The following is a 19,046-nucleotide window of genomic DNA, read 5'->3' as shown; positions in this document are numbered from 1 at the left end:
CAAAGAGCTATCGGATAACCGCTATATCCTTATCGAGCAGCCAGATCGACTGAGACAGACCAGCGCCCATCATGCGGGGATACCTAAGGGCATTAGATATGGTCACGCGCAGAATTCTTTGATCAAAATGCCGGGAATGCGTCCCGACAACAATCAATAGCGATCCTGCCGCTCTAAGTTTATACTGACCTCGCCGCGTCGCGACTATTACATTACAAAAACAACAAGAAAGAACGGATCTGACGCAGAATGTCCCCGTCGAAATCTGAAACAACCACCGTCAAGGGCATGCTCTGCATGGTTGCCGGCACGCTTTTGCTGACGTCGCAGGACGGGATCACGAAATGGCTCACGACGGACTTTCACGCCGGTGAAATTCTTTTCTATCGCGGAATCTGGATGTTCCCGGTTCTGGCCATTCTCATCCATCGCAACGGCGGCATGAAGACGCTGCGCCTGAAACAGCCCAGCGGCGTCATCCTGCGCGGGATGGCCGCCCTCACCGCCAGCGTATTTGTCACAGTCTCGCTGATGCGGTTGCCGCTTGCCGAGACCATGGCGCTCGTCTTCATCGCGCCGCTCCTGCTTACCGCCTCTTCGCCTTTCCTGCTGCGCGAGGAAGTCGGCTGGCAACGCTGGATGGCGGTTCTTGGGGGATTTGCCGGGGTCCTTCTGATCATCCAGCCCGGCCCCGATGGCTTCAACAGCTGGGTAATTTTCGCGCTTCTTGCGGCGCTGGGGTCCGCATCCCGCGATATCATCACTCGGCGGCTGGGCACCCATGACAGCGCCGCGACTGTGATGTTTTATACCAGCATTATTTCCCTGATCGCCGGCGCCGTGACGCTTCCATTCGGAACCCATTGGCCGGATCCCGGGCAATGGGGGTTGTTCATTCTCGGCGGGATTATGGTGACCTTCGCCCATCTGCTCATCGTCATGTCGCTGCAGATGGCCGCCGCAGCAGTTGTTTCCCCGCTCAAATACCTGTCCCTCGTCTGGTCGGCATTAATCGGCTTCATGGTTTGGGGGGACATTCCGGGACCGATGAAAATGACCGGAGCAGCACTCGTTGTCCTTGCCGGACTGTTCATCTTCTATCGTGAAACAAGAGCGCAACCGGCCAAAGCCGTGACATAGCGAAAAAAAAGGGGCAATTCCTGCCCCTTTTGAGATGCGCCGCGCTTTTACGCGCGTTCGAAAATCGCCGCGAGGCCCTGACCACCGCCGATGCACATGGTCTCGAGCCCATAACGGACGTTCCGCCGGTCCATTTCCCGGAGCAGGGTCGCGAGAATCCGTCCGCCCGTTGCGCCAACCGGATGCCCCAGCGAAATCCCGGAGCCGTTGACATTCATTCGCTCGAAATCCGATTTTTCGAACTTCCAGTCTCGGGTACAGGCGAGGACCTGGGCGGCAAAGGCCTCGTTGAGCTCGACCAAATCCATATCCTTGAGCGCCAGCCCCGCACGGTCCATCGCCTTCGCGGTCGCCGGCACAGGACCGATTCCCATGATCTCCGGCCCAACACCCGCAACCGCCCAACTCACGAGGCTGCCGTAAGGTTTAAGGCCGAGCTCAGTTGCAATTGCCCGGGTTGTCACGACACAGGCCGACGCGCCGTCATTCTGGCCGCTCGCGTTGCCGGCGGTAACGGTCGAGTCCGGATCCTGCTTCAGGCGTATCGGCTTCAGCTTTCCAAGGCTTTCCTCATTGGCTTCGGGGCGCGGATGCTCATCCTTGTCAAAAACCGTATCGCCTTTCCGCCCACGTACGGTAACGGGAATGATTTCGTCATCGAAGCGCCCGGCCGCCTGCGCGGCAACCGCACGGCGGTGAGACTCCACGGAAAAACGGTCCTGCTCGTCGCGCGGAACTGAATGGCTCCTGCGGAGATTCTCGGCCGTCTCCAGCATGCCACCCGGTACCGGGAAATTGATTCCACCCGCCGTCACGCGACCTCGGGCGAGGGCGTCATGGAACTCCAGCGACGTGCCCTTGATACCCCAGCGGCCGGCGGTCGAGTAGAAAGGTGCATTCGACATGGACTCCGCGCCGCCTGCGATCACAACGGAGGAGCCTCCGGTCGCAACCTGCATGACTGCATTGATAATAGCCTGCAAACCGGAGCCGCAGCGGCGATCCAGCTGATAGCCGCCGATGCCGATGGGAAGGCCTGCATCCAGACCGACCATGCGACCTAGCGCCGGCGCATCCATAGACGGATAGCATTGCGCGAAAATGACGTCCTCCACCCGCTCTTTCAGTCCGTCACAACGGGCAAGCAGCCCCTCAATAACGGTTCGCCCAAGTTCATGGGCATGAAGATCCCTGAATTGCCCGCCAAAGCGGCCTACAGGCGTTCTTATAGGTTCACAGATTACGACGTCTTTCAGCATTGTTATTACCCTTGTTTTACTGAGCGATATTTTTTTTCAAACGATGATTAGCCCACTCCGTTACCTTCAATGTTTTTCGAAAGCAAGCTGTAATGGCGAATTCCGATAACAAATTATCTTGCGCCAAATCCGTTATCCTGATTTTAAAAGAAGACCGCCCGCAGGCCATTCGTGCGATTAAACTGATGAAGAATCCAATTTCAGGTTATTGAGTTCCTTCTTTTCCCTGATCCCGAAAAGCCAGAAGCTTCCTGCGGCACGCCAGACGTGTTCGCCAATCACTAACGGCTTTCGAATTATCGATTTTTCAATCACTTAAGCAGACCAAATCTCGCCAACGGATTCACCGTGCTCACAGGCTTGTCAAGCCTATACCTTTCATATACCATCGAATTGGAATGTACCGGGTTGGGCACAAAAGAAAACAACGGATTGCACTTGCAACCAACCATTCATAAGCCTCATGCACCGGCGCTCATTCCCAACGAAAAATCGATGCGGTAAATAAACATAAGTACGACTGTAATAATAGGACAGTTCAATCGCACAAGGGAGGAACATCATGAAAGAACAGAAAAATCTCATCACCCGGCGTGGAGCGTTGGCCGGCGGCGCAGCCGTGTTTGCGGCTCCGGCATTTATCGGCAAGGCAGCGGCGGCGGCCAAGGTAACCTGGAAAGTGCAATCGCACTGGCCGAAGGCATCTGCGTCCTTCGGTGACAGCCTCGCGCTGATCGCGGAAGAACTGAAGCAGAATACGGACGGGCAGTTTGAACTGCAGCTCTTCGGCGCGGGGGAGTTCGCAAAAGGCGGCGAAATCTTCAACATTGTCCGCAAGGGCGTTGTGGAAATGGGCACGATCTCTCCGGGGTATATCCTCGGCGAAGCGCCGACAGCGGGCATTGCCCTCGGTGTTCCGGGAACATTTCGTGAGCCTTGGGAATTTGCGCATTTCCTGAAAAACATGGGCTTTGAAGATCTGTTCAACGAAGACCTGGCGGTGCATGGCGTCGTCAGCCGCGCGGAAAAGGTCTATCCGACGGAACTGGTCGTCTCCAAACCGATCAATTCGATTGACGATTTCTCCACGCTGAAGCTGCGCTCCTCCGGAAGTTACCAGAAATTCCTGGAAGCGGCCGGCGCCTCAACGCAGTATGTTGCCGGTCCGGAACTATATTCCAGCCTTGCCAGTGGCGTTGTTGACGGAGCCCATTGGGGTGCCGCTCAGGGCGCCCTGTCGATGAGCCTTTGGGAAGTAGCGAAGTTCCATATGAAGCCGACTCTCGGCTTGGCCGTTGATACGTTGATCATGAACCAGCAGGCAATTGATGATCTGCCGCCGGATCTGCGCAAGGAATTCATGACACTGCTCGACATGCGGTTCTGGAAGCGCACAACCGAGTATCAGTATAAAGAGAAACTCGCGCTCTCGAAGGGCCTTGGTGAACAGAATATCAAGGTTGCCCAGTTCCCTGAGGATGTTCAGAAAAAGTTTGTTGAAGCATCCGCAGCGATTCTGGCCGAGGAAAGCGCCAAGGGTGGGAATGCGACGAAAGCAAGCGAATTGCTTACCAGCTTCCTGAAAGAAATGGGCTACGTCTAAGGCCCGTTTATTCTGCCAAACATTTCGGCATTCGCTGACCTGATGTCTCCACAGAATCCTTCGCAAGTAATTGCGAGGGGTTCCGGTGGGGAACCAGCGAACTCGACCCTTTATTAGGTCGTGCCGTAACCGGCGCCGGGAAATGCGCCTGATAAAAAATGAACTGGAGAAAATCCCATGGGTGCCTTAACCGTATTTGCGCGTGCAGTTACGATGACCAACGCCTGGATCGGCCGGATTGCCTGTTATGCCGTCCTCATCCTTTTCCTGCTGTTGCTTAGTGATGTCATCATGCGTTACGTGACCCAGAGCCCGATTTCATGGTCGGCTTTGGCGTCAAAGATTGTTTTCGGTGTCTACGCGATTATTGGCGGTGGTTACCTGCTGGCGCGGCGGGACCATGTCAATGTCGACCTGTTTTACGGCAACTTCACGCCGAGGCAGAAGGCAATAACGGACATCGCAACTTCATTCCTGTTTTTCCTGTTTCTCGGTGTTTTATTGAAAGAGGCCTATTCCATGGCCTACGACAGTATTTCACGCCTTGAGGTCAGTTATGAAACGACCTGGCGACCCGCGATCTGGCCCTCCAAGTCGATGATCTTCGTGGCTGCGTTCCTGCTGCTGCTGCAGGGAATTGTGAAGCTGATTGCCGACATTATGATCGTCCTTGGCTACGAAGTCGACGAAACCGCCTTTGGTCCGTTGCGCGATGATGAGCATGACGAGAAGGAAACTGTTTGATGTATGATCTTCTTAGCATTGAGGTTCTGACCCTCCTTTTCTTCGGCCTCCTGTTTCTTTTCATTATGCTCGGAGTGCCGCTGTCCTTTGTCCTCGGCGGCCTGTCGATCATCTTTCTGTATTTCGAGCAAGGTCCGATTGCTTTCTATCTGATAGCATCAAAGATGTGGGATCTGATGGAAACATCCTCGCTCATCGCCATCCCTCTCTATGTCTTTATGGCGATGCTTCTGGAAAGAAGCGGCGTCGCCCATGATCTCTACCGCATGATGCATTTATGGTGGGGCGGCGTGAGAGGTGGTCTCGCAATAGGCACTGTCGGTATCTGTACGATTTTCGCGGCCATGTCGGGAATTTCCGGTGCCGCCGTTGTCACCATGGGCACAATCGCTCTGCCGCAAATGCTGAACCGCGGCTACGACAAGCGCCTCGCATTGGGCGCCATCAATGCCGGCGGCGGCTGGGGCATCCTGATCCCTCCGTCAATCCTGATGGTCCTCTACGCGCTTATTACCGAAGTGTCGGTGGGCAAGCTTTTCGCTGCTGGGGTTTTTCCGGGCCTACTGCTTTTCGCCCTGGTCTCCATCTATATCGGTGTGCGTTGCTGGTTTCAGCCCCATCTGGGCCCCTCCCTGCCGAAGGAAGAGCGAGCGGATTGGGGTGAGAAAATCGCCGCATTGCGTTCCGTCTTTTTGCCGATTTTCATCATCTTCATTGTCTTGGGTGCCATATTCGGGGGCTTTGCGACCGTAACGGAAGCGGCCGCTGTCGGCGTCTTCGGCGCGTTGGTCGCCAGTGTCATTAACCGTAAGCTGACCTGGAGGGTAATATCAGAATCCTCCTTGCGGACTTTCCGCCTGACCACAATTATCACCTGGATCGTCTTCGCCGCGCATGCCTATTCGATGGCATATACCGCGATGGGGGCGGAGGAATTCATCACGCACCTGACCGCACAGATACCGGGTGGGAAATGGGGCGCCCTTGCATTCATGATGTTCGTCCTGTTCCTGCTGGGCATGGTGCTGGATCCTGTCGGCATTATGCTGATTACGCTGCCGGTGTTCCTGCCGCTCGTTGCAAGTCATGGCTTTGACCCGGTCTGGTTCGGCATTCTTTTCGTGATCATGATGGAGATCAGCTACATGACGCCCCCATTCGGGTTCAATTTGTTCTACCTCCGTTCTGTCGCACCGCCGGATGTCACGATGAAGGACATATACTGGTCGGTAGGGCCCTATACTCTGGTAGAGTTGTCCGGTCTCCTGATCATCGTGTTTTTCCCGGTCATCGCGTTGTGGCTACCGAATTACCTGTTCCAGTAACCTCGGATCAGATCGCAACCGAACTATTGGCGGAAAAATTGGCTCAAAAGCGGATTTGACCCATGAGCATCGCCGCCCTCCCCTGCGCGCGGCGGTGATGCTCAAATAACGGCATGGTTGGAGAAATATAGATAAAGCGCTGTCCCAGCCTTGAGGACGGCACCTCACCATTCACACATTAAACTTGGCCGATATAGTTATGCCTCTATCACGGAATTCAGTTTTCTAAGCTTGTCCATAGCAAGGCCCGCGATCATTTCGGCCTTGTCTTCTATGCCGCAATACATCGGAAACCTGACAAGTCTTGACGCACCGCTTATCGTATTTTCCAAGGAACCGGATACCCGGCAAAATTTCTGGCCCGCGGGAGAAGAGTGCAGAGGGACATAATGGCTCAAGACCTGTATGCCCTCATTTCGCATTTCTTCAATAAACGCCGGTCGGTCCTTAGCGTTACGAAGCAGGCCAAAATACATATGACCGTTGGGACGGCTGTCATGGGGGTATTGTGGCAGTTCAAGTAGGCCTGAACTACGCAGGCATTCATCATATATTTCCCACGCCTTCTGGCGTCGCCGCGTTATCTCTTCCCCATGCTCAAGCTGTGCCAACAAGAACGCCGCCAACATATCCGATGGCAGGTAACTCGAACCGATATCACGCCAGGTGTATTTGTCAGATCGTCCGCTCAAAAATGCGGTCCTGTCGGTTCCTTTTTCCCGGACGATTTCGGCCCGTGCCTCCAAATTCGGCCGGTTTACTAGCAATGCGCCGCCTTCGCCGCAGATAATATTTTTCGTTTCATGAAAACTAAAGCATCCGAGATGACCAATCGTGCCCAATGGACGCCCCTTGTAATTGCCGAAAATGGCTTGCGCAGCATCTTCAATAACCATCAGGTCATATTTTTCCGCGATCTGCATGATCCGGTCCATTTCGCAGGCCGCGCCGGCATAATGGATAGGGACAATGGCCTTCGTCTTTTCGGTGATTGCCGCTTCGATTAGGTTCTCGTCAATGTTCATAGTATCCGCTTTGACATCCACGAAAACGGGAACGCCGCCACGAAGCACAAACGCATTTGCGCTGGATACAAATGTATATGACGGCATAATCACTTCGTCGCCTGGTTGAATGTCGGCCAGGATTGCCGCCATTTCCAGCGCCGCAGTACAGGAATGTGTCAAGAGAACCTGATGCGTGTCGAAAGTTTTCTCGAGAAACTCACTAACCCGGTGTGTAAACGAGCCATCGCCTGACAGCATACCGCCCTTCTGCGAATCCGCTATTGCCTGCGCGACATAGGTGGCCTCCCGACCAGTTATGAACACTTTGTTCAAAAAAATGTTGTCCGGCATCTAACGTTTACCTTTCAATCGACATAGTGATCACTACTCACCAACGGTTGGCACATTTCAATTCTCTACTTTCCATTATCGAAGTAACATCGAATGTCATCCACATTTTCATTCGGCGGCTTCAATAATCACTTTCATATAGGCACTGAAGCGAGCCGGCAGGACACGCAATAAATTGCCAGCCCCAAGCCTGTTGGCAAGAATGGCAATTTTAGCGAGAGCACTTTGCCGCTCCCTGAATTCCGGATCTTCATCCAAGCGGTCCAGCATGCGTTTCATGATCGCCTTATCAAAATGAAAACGGTATCCTTTTAATTCGCAATGACGTCGAATTTGCGGCGCCTTGATAAAATTCAAGGACTGCCAAAGCCCGCTGGCATCCAATTTTTCTTCCGTCCGGATTATCGATTTCTCGAATAACCTGTAAGTCAGCGGTTTGTTGATGATAATAGGAAGCGTGAAATGCGATTCATAAGGAACACAGTAATTCGGACAGAGAACGACGAGCCGCCCACCGGGCTTCAGCATGGTACAACATTTGTCGATGGCCTTGCGCCAATCATTCAGGTGCTCAAAAACGTTCACCGAATATATCAGATCGAATTGCTGATCCTCTCTCACATCCTCAATGCGCTCGCGGATGAATCTGATGTTTTCATACTTCCGCTCGAAAGCGCTCAAAGTTTCCGAAAATTGCGAGAAGCCGGGACCGATCGGTTCGACACCCGTAAAGGAATATTCACCGAATTTTTCCGCCATTCTTGTTAATAGCAGCCCCGTACCGCAACCGACCTCCATGATCGACGCACCACTAGGAATTCTATTCACATGCGGCGCTACTTCACGAAAACCGAAGTCCGCCTCCGCCTGCAAGCGAGCGGCCTGTTTATCATCCGCGAACAAATTGGGAGAATTCGGTTCACGCATATTAATTTCTGGCTTTCGGTGAACGATATACAAAACGATCCAGCAACATGAACAATGGAATAGTCAAAAATACGACCGAAGCAAGCCCTCCCCAATGCGGTGAAATCTGCTGTATCTCCACCAGAAAAGTGACAAACCCAAGGTGGCAGAAGTAAATGAACCCATAGGCTAGTATGTAAGCTGTCGCAGACCTCAAAATTGGGCTCTCATCTTGCCAGGACCAAATCTTATTGATGGCGTATCCCCAGAGCATCCCCAGTACGTAGCAAATAGTCACCGCGATCTGATAGGGAACCGAGAGCCAAAGTAAAAGAAGATAAATCAAATAGAACAACACGTTGGAAACGACACCCGTAACAATAAAACGCCACGCCTTACTCCAAAAAACCTTGATTTCGGCAATCATTTCTTCAATTCCGCCAGACCAATTCCCGTTTTTCCGTATTCGTTTCCATTATACAGCATGTAGCACGTGCCGCGATGTTCAAACACGTAGGGGTATTCAATCATCTCATTGTCCCAACCTTCGCCGGACACGTCTATTCCGGGGTCCCCGGGAGGCATAGACCACCCATCTTCTGATAACCGGCTATGACCAATTCTATAGCTTGTGCCGTCTCCCGCGCGGTAAGAAAACCACATATCCTGGGAGCCATCCTTGTGCCTCAAGATTGTCGGTCTGGAAAAGGCCTGAGCTGCGCCGAGCTGGTAGGGAACCGCCTTATTCGTCCGCTCCCAATTATGCCCATCCGCGGAACCAGCATGGCGAATGACATGCAGCATTTCACCATTTCCTGCATCCCATGCCTCCGTAGTTCCATACCACATTTCGTAACCACCAGAGTCGTTCGACTGCACCCAGGGATAGGAAAGGCTGATCGAATTAAACTCATCGCCAGAAATAAAAGCCGCTTCCCGCTCCAGCGATAATGTGAGATCTTCATGTACGACCAGTCGCCCTATGTCTCCGCGCCAGTGGGCATCCTTTGGATTTTGCCATCCCATGAAAAGCATGTAGGTTTTGTCGCCGACGGTGTAACAATTCCCGATACTCACGCCATCTTCAAAAAAACTGCCAGGGGGGCCAGCGCTGAAAAATGGCTCGTGATGTTCTTCAACAATGCGGCCAGTTGCCAAGTCAAAATCAAACGCACCCACGGAAGATCGGTTATTCACATCCCGTCCGCTAAAAAAGATTCTGTATACATCGCCGGACAAAAGCAGGGGAAGCGGATTGGCCGCATGGGTGGCCAATTTGGGATGCCGTCCGGAAGGCGAAAATATACGTCCTTTCTTGGCCCAGCTATGCTTAGGAATATTCATATCCCACGAAGTTTGCTGCTGGGAAGACGCGACCGCTCAGTTTTGTTGGTGATATATACGCCATGCGGATCTACATTTCCAAGAATGACGGCGCCGGCACCGATAACGCTTTTCTCGCCAATCGTAATACCGTCGCGCAGCGTCGAATTTACGCCCAGAAAGCATTGTTCCTCGATTGTAACGCCGCCGGAAACCACAACATGCGACGAGATAAAATTGTGGCTTTTGATTGTCGAATGATGGCCAATATGATTGCCGCTCCACAAGGTGACATTATCACCGATAGTCACAAATGGTTGCACCGTATTGTCTTCCAGAATGAAGCAATTCTCGCCAATCCTGCCGTCGTTTAATATTATGGCATGAGGGCTTACATAGCTTGCGAGTTCATAACCGAGGGCCTTGGCGGCTTCAAATTTCTCCCGCCTTAATTCATTGAGTTTCGTATAGCTCAAGGCGACGAAAAAGGAGTGATTTGCGGGTGGGTAAATCTTGTGGACTTCCTCAAATGATATAATCGGCAATCCGCAGAAAACATCTTCCTGTAAAAAGGCTGGATCTACACAAAATCCAGTAACCGCATAATCAGTGTGTCGATCAAAATAAAATTTCGCGAGCTCAGCGATCTCGCTGTTTCCAAAAATGATCAGGTTCTTCTTCATAATTTTCGCACCAAAATCGTAAATTCATACAAATTGTAATCGTGAAGCAGCGTAACGTTTCGCGAAAAATTCCTTTTGCAATAGTCGAAGAAATAGCAAGGATCAGCGTAGTAGAGATGTTTCGCCTTTTTATCCTCGTCCGAGTATGACGTCAGACAGTTGAACGCAAACCCCTTCCGCGCGAACCGAGACATTGTTTGAAGCGTATTAAGTATATACGCCAACCACTCATCTTCAGTAGTTTCAAGGCTGACATTAAAGATGCCGCTGGCAATTGCGAAATCAGTCTCGATGTCAGGCTCATGCCCCACGAGAAAACGCGCGTCAGTATCCTCGCTCCACTGTGTCCGGCATGCTTCGATCATGTCTTCAGATAAGTCAATTCCGAGAAATTCATATCGGGTTCCCTCGGGGAAGTTTCTCCGCATATAGCCGAGAAACGCACCATATCCACATCCGAAATCGGCAATCGAAACGGGCTTCTGGGAAATACCAGAATCTGTTATCAGCTTTGCCAGTTGTGCAAATCGCAGATACTGTCCTTGCTGATCCTTCCAATCAACGCCTTTCGCCGTCGCCCCGTGGTCACGGAGCTTTTGGCTATAATATTTCGCAACGCTGCTATGTATTTGGGAATTGCGATCAATCATATATTTGCCGATATATCGCGTTTGGCCGTTGTTTAACCTCGGAAAACACCTTCCCAAGATAAAGCCCGAGAACGCCGATACCAAAAAAATTAAGGCCGCCAAAAAAGCAAATAGCAACTACAATGGATGGCCAGCCTTCCGCAAGGCCACCGAATATATGTTGCAGGATAACCCAGATGGCCAAAATCGCGGAGAGACTCGCGATGCCAAGCCCGAAAAAGCAGATCAACTTTAGAGGGACGGTACTAAAACAGATCACATGATGAAGTGCGAAGGCCAGTTTCTTCCCTAGTCCATAATTCGAACCGCCCCTTGACAGCTTCTTTACCAGTATCGCCTTTTGGTTAAAACCAGTTACTGCCCAAAGTCCCGCAATAAAAAACTCCCGCTCATTGTGTAAAAGGAGGGCGTCGAGATATCTGCGCCGCATCAATCGCGCCGTCACCAAATTTTCCGGGATGGCCGCTTCGGATAAATAGCTGAAAACTTTAAAAAAAAGTGCGCCGCTGGCTTTTTCGAACCAGCTACCCTTTCGTTTGTCTTGAACGCCATACACAACATCAACGGCATCAATGCCCCTCTCTTCCGTCAAAATTCCATGAAAATTAGCCAGCCATTCCGGCTGCTCTTCCAAATCGGAATCTATTAGGAATATAAATTCACCTTTGGCGTAACGAAGCCCCGCCAGCATCGCCTTGTGATGGCCAAAATTCCTTGAAAGATCAAGTACCTTGACACGGGGGTCCCGTTCATGAAGCGACACAGCCCGAGCGAGACTGTCGTCGGGCGAACCGTCATTAACCAGTACAATTTCAAAATCGTCCTGAAAAAGACTGTTCGCCGCCTCGACGCACCTTCTGTAAAATTCGTCGAGAAAAGGCGCGCTCTTGTATAGTGTTGCGACAATTGAAAGTTTCATGTCTTCACATATTTCATAAAATCCGCCGCATTATGACCAGTATTCGCAATTAAGTCGACGATGCTGACGCCATGCTCAAAATCGCCCCACAGTTGGTCATAATTAGGGTAACCGGAGTAATCAAACCATTCAACATCAACTCCATCCGCCGCAAATAATGAGATATCGAGATAATCCTTGGCGAGCGGGCCGGACACATAAACGTCAGCATCCAATTGCTTGCATATTCCCAGAAGCCTCTCATTCTGCCCTTCCGCCAGGTCAAATTCAGATGACAAGGAAATCGTCGTCTTGATATTCAGGAAATCACATATTCGGCGAATAAGAAGCACGTTCAGTTCAGTCAGATATTCAGGGGTCTCTCCTTCGTACACAGGCCGGATAATTTCCGCCAGCGCGTCGAAATGTGGCGCCTTTTTATAATTAGCGTCTATGGACCGCCAATGCTTTGTAGCCCAGGCGGTTCCGTCGATTTTCGTGTCTTTTATGGCCTGGAAATATTTGTTTTTGGACAGGACCGGGACAGTCAGCCATTGCAACCCGTCACGTGTCTTGATTTTATTTCTGTTCCGCCAGTCCCGGCGCGTAAATTGAACGTCGTCGTACAGGATGAAGTAATCCACCGAGGCGATCATATCGAAATACCCCTTCCAGGGGATATAATTTGACTGCACGATGGCAACCCGCATCGGTCACGCGCTCCTTAAGCTCAATGATTTCCTAATAATTTTGTTAAGTAGTCAGCTTGAATGGGGCGTATATCACGAAATCAATTGGGAAGGAAATGGATAGTAAATATCCCGCCAACGCACTCGTTTTTAGATAATTAATGTTGTGATTTACGCGAGGGAAACTTGAGCCTTAATAGCGTGGATTTCTCGGAAGTATTTTTTGTTTGATCATGTCATTTGCCTAAAGTCCGGACATGGGTCTATGATTGCCGGAAAATAATAATAACGAAGAATAGCCAATGTCGAACTTGCGGGCCATTCGGCCAGTTCTCCCGATCTTGATCGCAGCAGCCGTGATGCTCAGTCTGAGTTTCGGTCTCAGGCAGAGTCTCGGCCTGTTTATGCCCTCGCTTACCCAGGACATTGCCGTCACCATAACGGATTTCACCTTTGCCATTGCCTTTCAAAATCTTGTGTGGGGTTTGTGCCAACCGTTGGCCGGCATATTTGCGGATCGTTGGGGCTTTCGCCCCGTAATGGTGGCGGGCGCCCTATCCTATGTCGCCGGCATGGCCCTTCTCACCAACGCGGAGGGCGCAATTATGGTAATTATCGGCGCCGGAATTTGCGTCGGCATCGCCATGGCCTGCGCATCCTTCGCCATGACATTATCGGTTACATCGCGCCTTGTTCCGCCGGCAATACGCAGCACGGCACTCGGCGTCATGTCCGCGGCGGGTTCGGTCGGCGCGATGTTTACGGCACCGCTCGGTCAGTTTCTTGAATCCTATTACGACTGGCGGATTGGCCTCGCCGGTTTCACGATTGTCGCCTTGATTATCGTGCCCGCGGCCTGGATCGCCGGCCGTGTCGACAAGGAAGCACCTCTCGAATTATCGGCCAATAACTCAGACCGACTGTCCGCAAGCGCCGCCATCGCCGTCGCGTTCCGGCATGCGCCTTTTGTCGTGATGGCCATCGCCTATTTCGTCTGCGGCATGCAGCTCGTTTTTCTAACGACGCATTTGCCGTCTTACCTCGTAATTTGCGGGCTGGATCCGATGCTGGGGGCCTCCGCGCTCGGCATCATCGGCGGCTTTAATGTCGTCGGCAGCCTGTTCTTCGGCTGGGCCGGCGGAAGATGGTCGAAGCAGGTACTGCTTGGAATCATTTATGTATCCCGCTCCTTTGTCCTCGCCGCTTATTTCATTTTGCCCCCGACGCCAATGACGACAATCCTTTTTGCCGCGGTTATGGGGTTTCTTTGGCTTGGCGTCTCGCCGCTCGTCGCGGGATCGGTTGTCGAAATGTTCGGCCTGCGCTGGCAGGCGATGATCCAGGGGTTCGCCTTTTTCAGCCACCAGATCGGGAGTTTTTTCGGCGCTTTCGGGGGCGGCTGGCTATACGACAGACTGGACTCCTACGACTTGGCCCTGCTGCTGGGGGTTGGCCTCGGGTTGTTCGCCGGGCTCGCGCAGATTATTTTCGCACTATATAACCCGCCGCAAAAGCCGATACCGGCCTGAGATGCTCTCACGGCTCATCAGGTAAATTTTCGAAAAAAACGAGTCCGGTCGAACATATCTTCGAGGGCTTCCATCCGCGGACGTGTTTTATCCCAGGTAAGTTCCTGGAGCTTGGCAATAACCGTCTCAAGCAAAAGCATGATGACGACCGCGGAGTCCCAGGAGGAAGGAACATCTATGTGCAGATTAAAACTGTAATCCGCGAACTTATGGACTGGGGAGCGCCACTGATCTGTAAATAGAACGATCCGCGCGCCGCGCTCGGCCACCATCTCGGCAAGTTTCAGGGTGCTGTTTTCATAACGTCGAACGTCGAAAATGACGATGACATCTCCCTCATCAACTTCCAGAATATAATGCGGCCAGGCATTTGATATGGACTGAATGAGGGTGACCCGCGGCCTGACAACCTGCAAATGAAGGAAGAAATAATCGGCGAGCGCCCGTGTTATCCGTCCGCCCACCACAAAAACGGCGCTTTTCTCCGACGCTAGTAGTTGACATACGGCATCAAAGGTCGCGACATCCAGCTGCGCCAGGGATCGCCGGATATTTTCCATCGCCGCATCAGCGAAGCGATTGAGGATATGCTCGTCCGGGACATTTCCCGCCCAGCTTTCATGCTTGACGAGCGGACTTGATACCCGCGCCTCGATTTCCTGTCGGAGCGCCGCCTGGAATTCAGCATATCCGCCATAGCCCAGTTTTTGCACCATCCGTGCGGCGGTCGGCGTCGACACCCCGGCATTTTCCGATACCGTTGTAATCGAACCGAGGCCAGAAACCGGATAATTCTCGAGAATCTTGTGAGCAAGCTGGCGCTCCGCCCGTGTCAGGCTGTCCATTTTGCCCTGCAGTCTGACCGCGATGCTGTCCTTGGGCGGCAAGTCTCATTCCCTCAATTTGTAATTTTATTTCCACAATCTAACGCAGTGAAGAAAAACTTTCAAAAAATATTGACAAAGGAAAGCGAGGTAAGGAGATTTAATTTTGCAACGGAGGTATCGATGTCGGATAGGAAAATTACAGGATTGGATTTTGCGTCCGGGCGCCAGAATAATGAAAGCCGCGACCTCCTCCTCATATGCGAGCATGCCAGTAATTATATCCCGGATCGATATGCGGGGCTTGGGCTCTCACCGGAAATACTGAACAGCCATATTGCCTGGGACCCCGGCGCCCGTGCCGTCGCCGAGAGAATTGGCGAAAATCTGGGAGCGCCCTTGATCGCGTGCGAATATTCGCGGTTGCTGTTTGATTGTAATCGCCCCCCTGACCGCGCCGATGCGATATGCGAGGAAAGCGACAACATCAATATTCCCGGAAACCATGGCCTGACTTCAGCGGAACGCCAGCGCCGCGCCGAGGATTTCTATTTTCCTTTCTATGCCAGGATCGAGGAAGCAGCGAAAAACAAATCGGCGATAGTGACCATCCATAGCTTCACGCCGGTATATAAGGGTAAAAAGCGCGACGTTGAACTCGGCATCCTGCATGACGTAGACAGCCGGCTCGCCGATGCCCTTCTCGAAATCATCGCAAACCATACCGATCTTACCGTTAAACGGAATGAACCGTACGGCCCGGCCGACGGAGTGACCCATACCCTGAAGGCCCATGCGCTTCCCGATGGCAAGCTCAATGTCATGATCGAAATTCGCAATGATCTGATTGCCGACGCACCGTCACAAACTACGATCGCGGATATGCTGAGCAGAGTGATCGCCGACGCCCTGACGGCGCTGGATCGCGGAACCGCCGGAGTCAGGAGCGCATGAGGGAGTTTATGCGCGCATACGTCCGGATTGTTGACAAATTCAACCACCATGTCGGACGTTTCATTATGTACGGCATCTTCGCGATGATGGCCGTCCTGCTCTGGTCATCGATTTCGAAAACCTTCTTCCTGCCCTCGCTCTGGACGCTTGAAATCGCGCAATTCATTATGGTGGCCTATTATATTCTGGGCGGTGCTTACTCGATCCAGCTTGGCTCCAACGTCCGCATGGATCTGTTCTACGCAACCTGGTCGAAGCGGAGGAAAGCCGCATTCGATTCCGTTACGGTATTCATGCTGCTCTTCTATCTCGGCGTGCTGCTTTTCGGCGGACTTGAAAGTACAATTTATTCGCTTGAGTACGGGGAACGCAGCCCCACAGCATGGCGGCCCTATATCTGGCCCATCAAAATCACCATGTGTTTCGGAATAATCATGATGCTGCTGCAGGCAATCTCAGAGCTTTTCAAGGACATCGCGACATTGCGGGGAGAGAAGCTCTGATGCCCTATGAAATGATTGCGTTGTTGATGTTCTCGACCATGATGCTGATGCTTCTCACCGGGCAGCGCGTCTTCGGCGCGATTGGTGCCGTTGCCGCCGCATCTGCACTTCTTCTTTGGGGCGATGCTGGCGGCGCGGATATTCCGTTTTCCGCGGCGATGAAGCTGATGAAATGGTATCCGCTTCTGACCCTGCCAATGTTCATATTCATGGGCTATGTCCTGTCTGAATCCCGGATTGCCGACGATCTTTACAAGATGTTTCATGTCTGGATGGGACCGATCAACGGCGGGCTTGCTATCGGAACGATCGCCCTGATGGTACTGATCTCCGCGATGAATGGCCTCTCCGTCGCTGGCATGGCTATCGGCGCCACTATTGCCCTCCCAGAGCTCCTCCGCCGGGGGTACGATAAAAAGATGGTGACCGGCGTTATCCAGGCTGGATCGTCACTCGGCATTCTGGTGCCGCCTTCGGTGGTGCTTGTTCTTTACGCTATGATCGCCCGGCAACCGGTGGGTCAGCTTTGGCTTGCCGGCATATTTCCGGGGCTCATGATGGCGGCCCTCTTTGTAATTTATATTGCCGTTCGCTGCCGCATCAGCCCCAATCTGGGTCCGGCCCTCAAGGAAGATGCCCGCCGGGACGTCACACTCGCGGAAAAACTGCGTCTTCTTCGTGCAGGCCTTCTTCCCCTCGGTATCTTTGCTTCGATGATGGTTCCATTTGTCATTGGCTGGACGAGCCTTGTTGAAAGTTCCGCTATCGGGGCACTCACTGCTTTTCTTGCGGCAATTATCAAACGTCGGATGACACGTCAGGTGTTCGAAACCTCCCTGCGGCAGACGCTCGGTATTTCCTGCATGTTCATGTGGATTATCCTTGCCGCCCTCGGATTCGGGGCCGTTTTCGACGGTCTTGGAGCAGTGAAGGCCATCGAAAACCTGTTTACCGAACAGCTCGGTCTATCGCCCTGGCTTATTCTCATCCTTATGCAGCTATCTTTTTTGGTGATGGGAACCTTTCTCGACGACACGGCCATGCTTGTCATTGTCGCGCCGCTCTACGTGCCGTTGGTAGATGCGCTCGGATTCGACCTGATCTGGTATGGCGTGCTCTACACCATCACCACCCAGATCGCCTACATGACGCCGCCATTTGGATATAATCTATTCTTGATGCGGGCAATGGCGCCACCCGAGATAACGCTGCGCGATATTTACGGATCGATCATCCCATTTGTGATGGTGATGATCTTGGCGCTGGTTCTGGTCATGGCGATTCCCGAAATCGCGCTCTGGCTGCCCGACTATGTTTATAAAAAATAACAATAACCCGGCTGACCGGGAAAGAAGGCAATCTACTTAAATGCCATACTCAAGCAGAAGGAGACAGAAATGACGACAAGACGTAGTTTTATCAAAAGCGCCGGCGTCGCCGGTGTCGCCGCGGCCTCCTCTTTCGCGGCGCCCGCCGTACACGCGCAATCGACGATAAAATGGCGATTGCAGACCTATGCCGGGCCAGCCCTCGCCGAGCATGTCATCAAACCGGCGATTGATAGCTTCAACAAGATCGCCCGCGACGAAATGCAGATCGAGCTTTATACCTCTGACGCGCTGGTCCCGACGGGAGAGCTTTTTCGTGCGATGCAGAAAGGGACAATCGACGCCGTGCAGTCCGATGACGACTCCATGGCTTCGCCTACGGAAGTTACCGTTTTCGGCGGCTATTTCCCGTTTGCAAGCCGCTATTCCCTGGATGTGCCGGTTCTGTTCAACCAGTACGGTCTCAATGAGATATGGGATTCGGAATATTCAAAGCTTGGTGTCAAGCATATCTCCGCTGGCGCATGGGATCCCTGTCACTTCGCGACCAAGGACCCGATCAACAGTCTTGAGGATCTGAAAGGCAAGCGCGTCTTCACCTTCCCGACGGCCGGTCGTTTCATGAGCCAGTTCGGCGTCGTTCCGGTTACGCTTCCCTGGGAGGATATTGAGGTGGCCGTGCAGACCGGTGAACTCGACGGCATCGCCTGGTCCGGTATTACCGAGGATTACACCGTCGGCTGGGCGGATGTAACCAATTACTTCCTCACCAACAATATCTCGGGTGCCTGGGCAGGATCGTTCTTCGCCAACATGGACCGCTGGAACGAATTACCCGATCATTTGAAGGAACTGGTAAAGGTCACCTTTGACTCGTCGCATTATTACCGTCAGTGGTGGTACTGGGGCGGCGAAGCGTCACTTCGCGTCAATGGCACCAAGATGAAATTGACGACAATCCCGGATGCGGAGTGGGACCAGGTTGAAAAAGCCGCGACCATCTTTTGGGATGAAATCGCCGCTGAATCCGAGACCAAGAAAAAAGTGGTGGATATCTTCAAGCAATATAATGCGGACATGCAAAAGGCAGGTCGCCCTTACCGCTACAACTAATACAAAGGGTGGAGCGCCAATTCGGCGCTCCACTCCCCCGCCGTGAGCACTGCGGCAACGCCCGCCTTGTCATCGAGATGGGATGCGATGGCGCGGTCAGGCGAGGATTTCGCGCGCGCGAGATCTGTGCGGGCGGCGCCCGGGGGTGAGTTCCGAGGAAATGTCGAGAACCGGCAGACGTCCGCATATGTATCCGGCGATGTCATCTGTCATCCCT

20 protein-coding genes are annotated in these 19,046 nt (G+C 52.6%); 9 read left to right on the top strand and 11 right to left on the bottom strand.

Annotation, left to right across the window (positions count from 1 at the left end; translation table 11 throughout):
• The first annotated feature begins 249 nt into the window (after nt 1–249).
• Nucleotides 250–1,140 carry a DMT family transporter gene (locus tag GQF03_RS05335; protein ID WP_161338186.1) on the top strand — a complete coding sequence of 297 codons (891 nt, stop codon included), beginning with the start codon at nt 250–252 and terminating at the stop codon, nt 1,138–1,140.
• A gap of 47 nt (nt 1,141–1,187) precedes the next feature.
• Here the strand turns inward: GQF03_RS05335 and GQF03_RS05330 are convergent, their stop codons facing one another.
• A complete protein-coding gene (locus GQF03_RS05330) occupies nt 1,188–2,396 on the bottom strand; it encodes an acetyl-CoA C-acetyltransferase (RefSeq protein WP_161338494.1) in 1,209 nt (402 codons plus the stop codon).
• 565 nt (nt 2,397–2,961) lie between these two features.
• Here GQF03_RS05330 and dctP point away from each other — a divergent pair.
• The 3 genes from dctP to GQF03_RS05315 all read left to right on the top strand — a co-directional run bounded on the left by dctP (nt 2,962) and on the right by GQF03_RS05315 (nt 6,071).
• Nucleotides 2,962–4,002, top strand: coding sequence for a TRAP transporter substrate-binding protein DctP (gene dctP, locus GQF03_RS05325; protein WP_161338185.1), 1,041 nt, complete (start codon nt 2,962–2,964; stop codon nt 4,000–4,002).
• Nucleotides 4,003–4,179: 177 nt separating this feature from the next.
• Entirely contained in the window at nt 4,180–4,746 is a 567-nt protein-coding gene (locus GQF03_RS05320) for a TRAP transporter small permease subunit (RefSeq protein ID WP_161338184.1), read from the top strand.
• Nucleotides 4,746–6,071 carry a TRAP transporter large permease gene (locus tag GQF03_RS05315; protein WP_161338183.1) on the top strand — a complete coding sequence of 442 codons (1,326 nt, stop codon included), beginning with the start codon at nt 4,746–4,748 and terminating at the stop codon, nt 6,069–6,071. The genes GQF03_RS05320 and GQF03_RS05315 overlap by 1 nt, the downstream gene beginning before the upstream one ends.
• Nucleotides 6,072–6,268: 197 nt before the next feature.
• On the opposite strand, the gene rffA is transcribed toward GQF03_RS05315, so the two are convergent.
• From rffA to GQF03_RS05275, 8 genes are all read right to left on the bottom strand, one after another.
• Nucleotides 6,269–7,429: a dTDP-4-amino-4,6-dideoxygalactose transaminase gene (rffA, locus tag GQF03_RS05310; protein ID WP_161338182.1), complete on the bottom strand. Its 1,161-nt coding sequence runs from the start codon at nt 7,427–7,429 to the stop codon at nt 6,269–6,271.
• Between the two features lie 108 nt (nt 7,430–7,537).
• Nucleotides 7,538–8,356 carry a class I SAM-dependent methyltransferase gene (locus tag GQF03_RS05305; protein ID WP_161338181.1) on the bottom strand — a complete coding sequence of 273 codons (819 nt, stop codon included), beginning with the start codon at nt 8,354–8,356 and terminating at the stop codon, nt 7,538–7,540.
• 1 nt (nt 8,357) lies between these two features.
• On the bottom strand, nt 8,358–8,762 hold the full coding sequence (locus GQF03_RS05300) for a GtrA family protein (protein WP_161338180.1): 405 nt from the start codon (nt 8,760–8,762) through the stop codon (nt 8,358–8,360).
• The gene (locus GQF03_RS05295; RefSeq protein ID WP_161338179.1) at nt 8,759–9,679 is read right to left on the bottom strand and encodes a glycoside hydrolase family protein; all 921 of its coding nucleotides are present in this window, start codon (nt 9,677–9,679) and stop codon (nt 8,759–8,761) included. The genes GQF03_RS05300 and GQF03_RS05295 overlap by 4 nt, the downstream gene beginning before the upstream one ends.
• Entirely contained in the window at nt 9,676–10,341 is a 666-nt protein-coding gene (locus tag GQF03_RS05290; RefSeq protein ID WP_161338178.1) for an acetyltransferase, read from the bottom strand. Before GQF03_RS05290 ends, GQF03_RS05295 begins: the two co-directional genes overlap by 4 nt.
• Entirely contained in the window at nt 10,338–10,991 is a 654-nt protein-coding gene (locus GQF03_RS05285) for a class I SAM-dependent methyltransferase (RefSeq protein ID WP_161338177.1), read from the bottom strand. Before GQF03_RS05285 ends, GQF03_RS05290 begins: the two co-directional genes overlap by 4 nt.
• Nucleotides 10,984–11,910 carry a glycosyltransferase family 2 protein gene (locus GQF03_RS05280; protein ID WP_161338176.1) on the bottom strand — a complete coding sequence of 309 codons (927 nt, stop codon included), beginning with the start codon at nt 11,908–11,910 and terminating at the stop codon, nt 10,984–10,986. Before GQF03_RS05280 ends, GQF03_RS05285 begins: the two co-directional genes overlap by 8 nt.
• Nucleotides 11,907–12,599: a WbqC family protein gene (locus GQF03_RS05275; protein WP_161338175.1), complete on the bottom strand. Its 693-nt coding sequence runs from the start codon at nt 12,597–12,599 to the stop codon at nt 11,907–11,909. Before GQF03_RS05275 ends, GQF03_RS05280 begins: the two co-directional genes overlap by 4 nt.
• A gap of 281 nt (nt 12,600–12,880) precedes the next feature.
• On the opposite strand from GQF03_RS05275, the gene GQF03_RS05270 reads away from it, so the two are divergent.
• Nucleotides 12,881–14,107, top strand: coding sequence for an MFS transporter (locus GQF03_RS05270; RefSeq protein WP_161338174.1), 1,227 nt, complete (start codon nt 12,881–12,883; stop codon nt 14,105–14,107).
• Between the two features lie 17 nt (nt 14,108–14,124).
• Here GQF03_RS05270 and GQF03_RS05265 read toward each other — a convergent pair whose 3' ends face one another.
• Complete coding sequence (locus tag GQF03_RS05265) at nt 14,125–14,994, bottom strand: MurR/RpiR family transcriptional regulator (RefSeq protein WP_161338173.1); 870 nt, start codon at nt 14,992–14,994, stop codon at nt 14,125–14,127.
• 120 nt (nt 14,995–15,114) lie between these two features.
• Between GQF03_RS05265 and GQF03_RS05260 the strand changes: the two genes are divergently transcribed.
• From GQF03_RS05260 to GQF03_RS05245, 4 genes are all read left to right on the top strand, one after another.
• Nucleotides 15,115–15,885: an N-formylglutamate amidohydrolase gene (locus GQF03_RS05260; protein ID WP_161338172.1), complete on the top strand. Its 771-nt coding sequence runs from the start codon at nt 15,115–15,117 to the stop codon at nt 15,883–15,885.
• Nucleotides 15,882–16,388, top strand: a complete 507-nt coding sequence (locus GQF03_RS05255) for a TRAP transporter small permease subunit (protein WP_161338171.1) — start codon at nt 15,882–15,884, stop codon at nt 16,386–16,388. Before GQF03_RS05260 ends, GQF03_RS05255 begins: the two co-directional genes overlap by 4 nt.
• Nucleotides 16,388–17,716 (top strand): TRAP transporter large permease, encoded by a 1,329-nt coding sequence (locus GQF03_RS05250; RefSeq protein WP_161338170.1) that lies wholly within the window; start codon nt 16,388–16,390, stop codon nt 17,714–17,716. Before GQF03_RS05255 ends, GQF03_RS05250 begins: the two co-directional genes overlap by 1 nt.
• Nucleotides 17,717–17,785: 69 nt before the next feature.
• Nucleotides 17,786–18,829, top strand: coding sequence for a TRAP transporter substrate-binding protein (locus GQF03_RS05245; protein WP_161338169.1), 1,044 nt, complete (start codon nt 17,786–17,788; stop codon nt 18,827–18,829).
• On the opposite strand, the gene GQF03_RS05240 is transcribed toward GQF03_RS05245, so the two are convergent.
• Nucleotides 18,826–19,035, bottom strand: coding sequence for a hypothetical protein (locus GQF03_RS05240; RefSeq protein ID WP_161338168.1), 210 nt, complete (start codon nt 19,033–19,035; stop codon nt 18,826–18,828). The genes GQF03_RS05245 and GQF03_RS05240 overlap by 4 nt on opposite strands.
• Nucleotides 19,036–19,046 lie beyond the last annotated feature (11 nt).

It is taken from the genome of Sneathiella chungangensis (assembly GCF_009882935.1).
Lineage (GTDB): Bacteria > Pseudomonadota > Alphaproteobacteria > Sneathiellales > Sneathiellaceae > Sneathiella > Sneathiella chungangensis.
Note: the sequence above shows the minus strand (reverse complement) of the source record. Positions and strands in the feature narration are given on the sequence as shown.

Coding starts and splice junctions, on each gene's coding strand:
- GQF03_RS05335 (WP_161338186.1), top strand. CDS start 250: ATGTCCCCGTCGAAATCTGAAACAACCACCGTCAAGGGCATGCTCTGC.
- dctP (WP_161338185.1), top strand. CDS start 2,962: ATGAAAGAACAGAAAAATCTCATCACCCGGCGTGGAGCGTTGGCCGGC.
- GQF03_RS05320 (WP_161338184.1), top strand. CDS start 4,180: ATGGGTGCCTTAACCGTATTTGCGCGTGCAGTTACGATGACCAACGCC.
- GQF03_RS05315 (WP_161338183.1), top strand. CDS start 4,746: ATGTATGATCTTCTTAGCATTGAGGTTCTGACCCTCCTTTTCTTCGGC.
- rffA (WP_161338182.1), bottom strand. CDS start 7,429: ATGCCGGACAACATTTTTTTGAACAAAGTGTTCATAACTGGTCGGGAG.
- GQF03_RS05305 (WP_161338181.1), bottom strand. CDS start 8,356: ATGCGTGAACCGAATTCTCCCAATTTGTTCGCGGATGATAAACAGGCC.
- GQF03_RS05300 (WP_161338180.1), bottom strand. CDS start 8,762: ATGATTGCCGAAATCAAGGTTTTTTGGAGTAAGGCGTGGCGTTTTATT.
- GQF03_RS05295 (WP_161338179.1), bottom strand. CDS start 9,679: ATGAATATTCCTAAGCATAGCTGGGCCAAGAAAGGACGTATATTTTCG.
- GQF03_RS05290 (WP_161338178.1), bottom strand. CDS start 10,341: ATGAAGAAGAACCTGATCATTTTTGGAAACAGCGAGATCGCTGAGCTC.
- GQF03_RS05285 (WP_161338177.1), bottom strand. CDS start 10,991: ATGATTGATCGCAATTCCCAAATACATAGCAGCGTTGCGAAATATTAT.
- GQF03_RS05280 (WP_161338176.1), bottom strand. CDS start 11,910: ATGAAACTTTCAATTGTCGCAACACTATACAAGAGCGCGCCTTTTCTC.
- GQF03_RS05275 (WP_161338175.1), bottom strand. CDS start 12,599: ATGCGGGTTGCCATCGTGCAGTCAAATTATATCCCCTGGAAGGGGTAT.
- GQF03_RS05270 (WP_161338174.1), top strand. CDS start 12,881: ATGTCGAACTTGCGGGCCATTCGGCCAGTTCTCCCGATCTTGATCGCA.
- GQF03_RS05260 (WP_161338172.1), top strand. CDS start 15,115: ATGTCGGATAGGAAAATTACAGGATTGGATTTTGCGTCCGGGCGCCAG.
- GQF03_RS05255 (WP_161338171.1), top strand. CDS start 15,882: ATGAGGGAGTTTATGCGCGCATACGTCCGGATTGTTGACAAATTCAAC.
- GQF03_RS05250 (WP_161338170.1), top strand. CDS start 16,388: ATGCCCTATGAAATGATTGCGTTGTTGATGTTCTCGACCATGATGCTG.
- GQF03_RS05245 (WP_161338169.1), top strand. CDS start 17,786: ATGACGACAAGACGTAGTTTTATCAAAAGCGCCGGCGTCGCCGGTGTC.
- GQF03_RS05240 (WP_161338168.1), bottom strand. CDS start 19,035: ATGACATCGCCGGATACATATGCGGACGTCTGCCGGTTCTCGACATTT.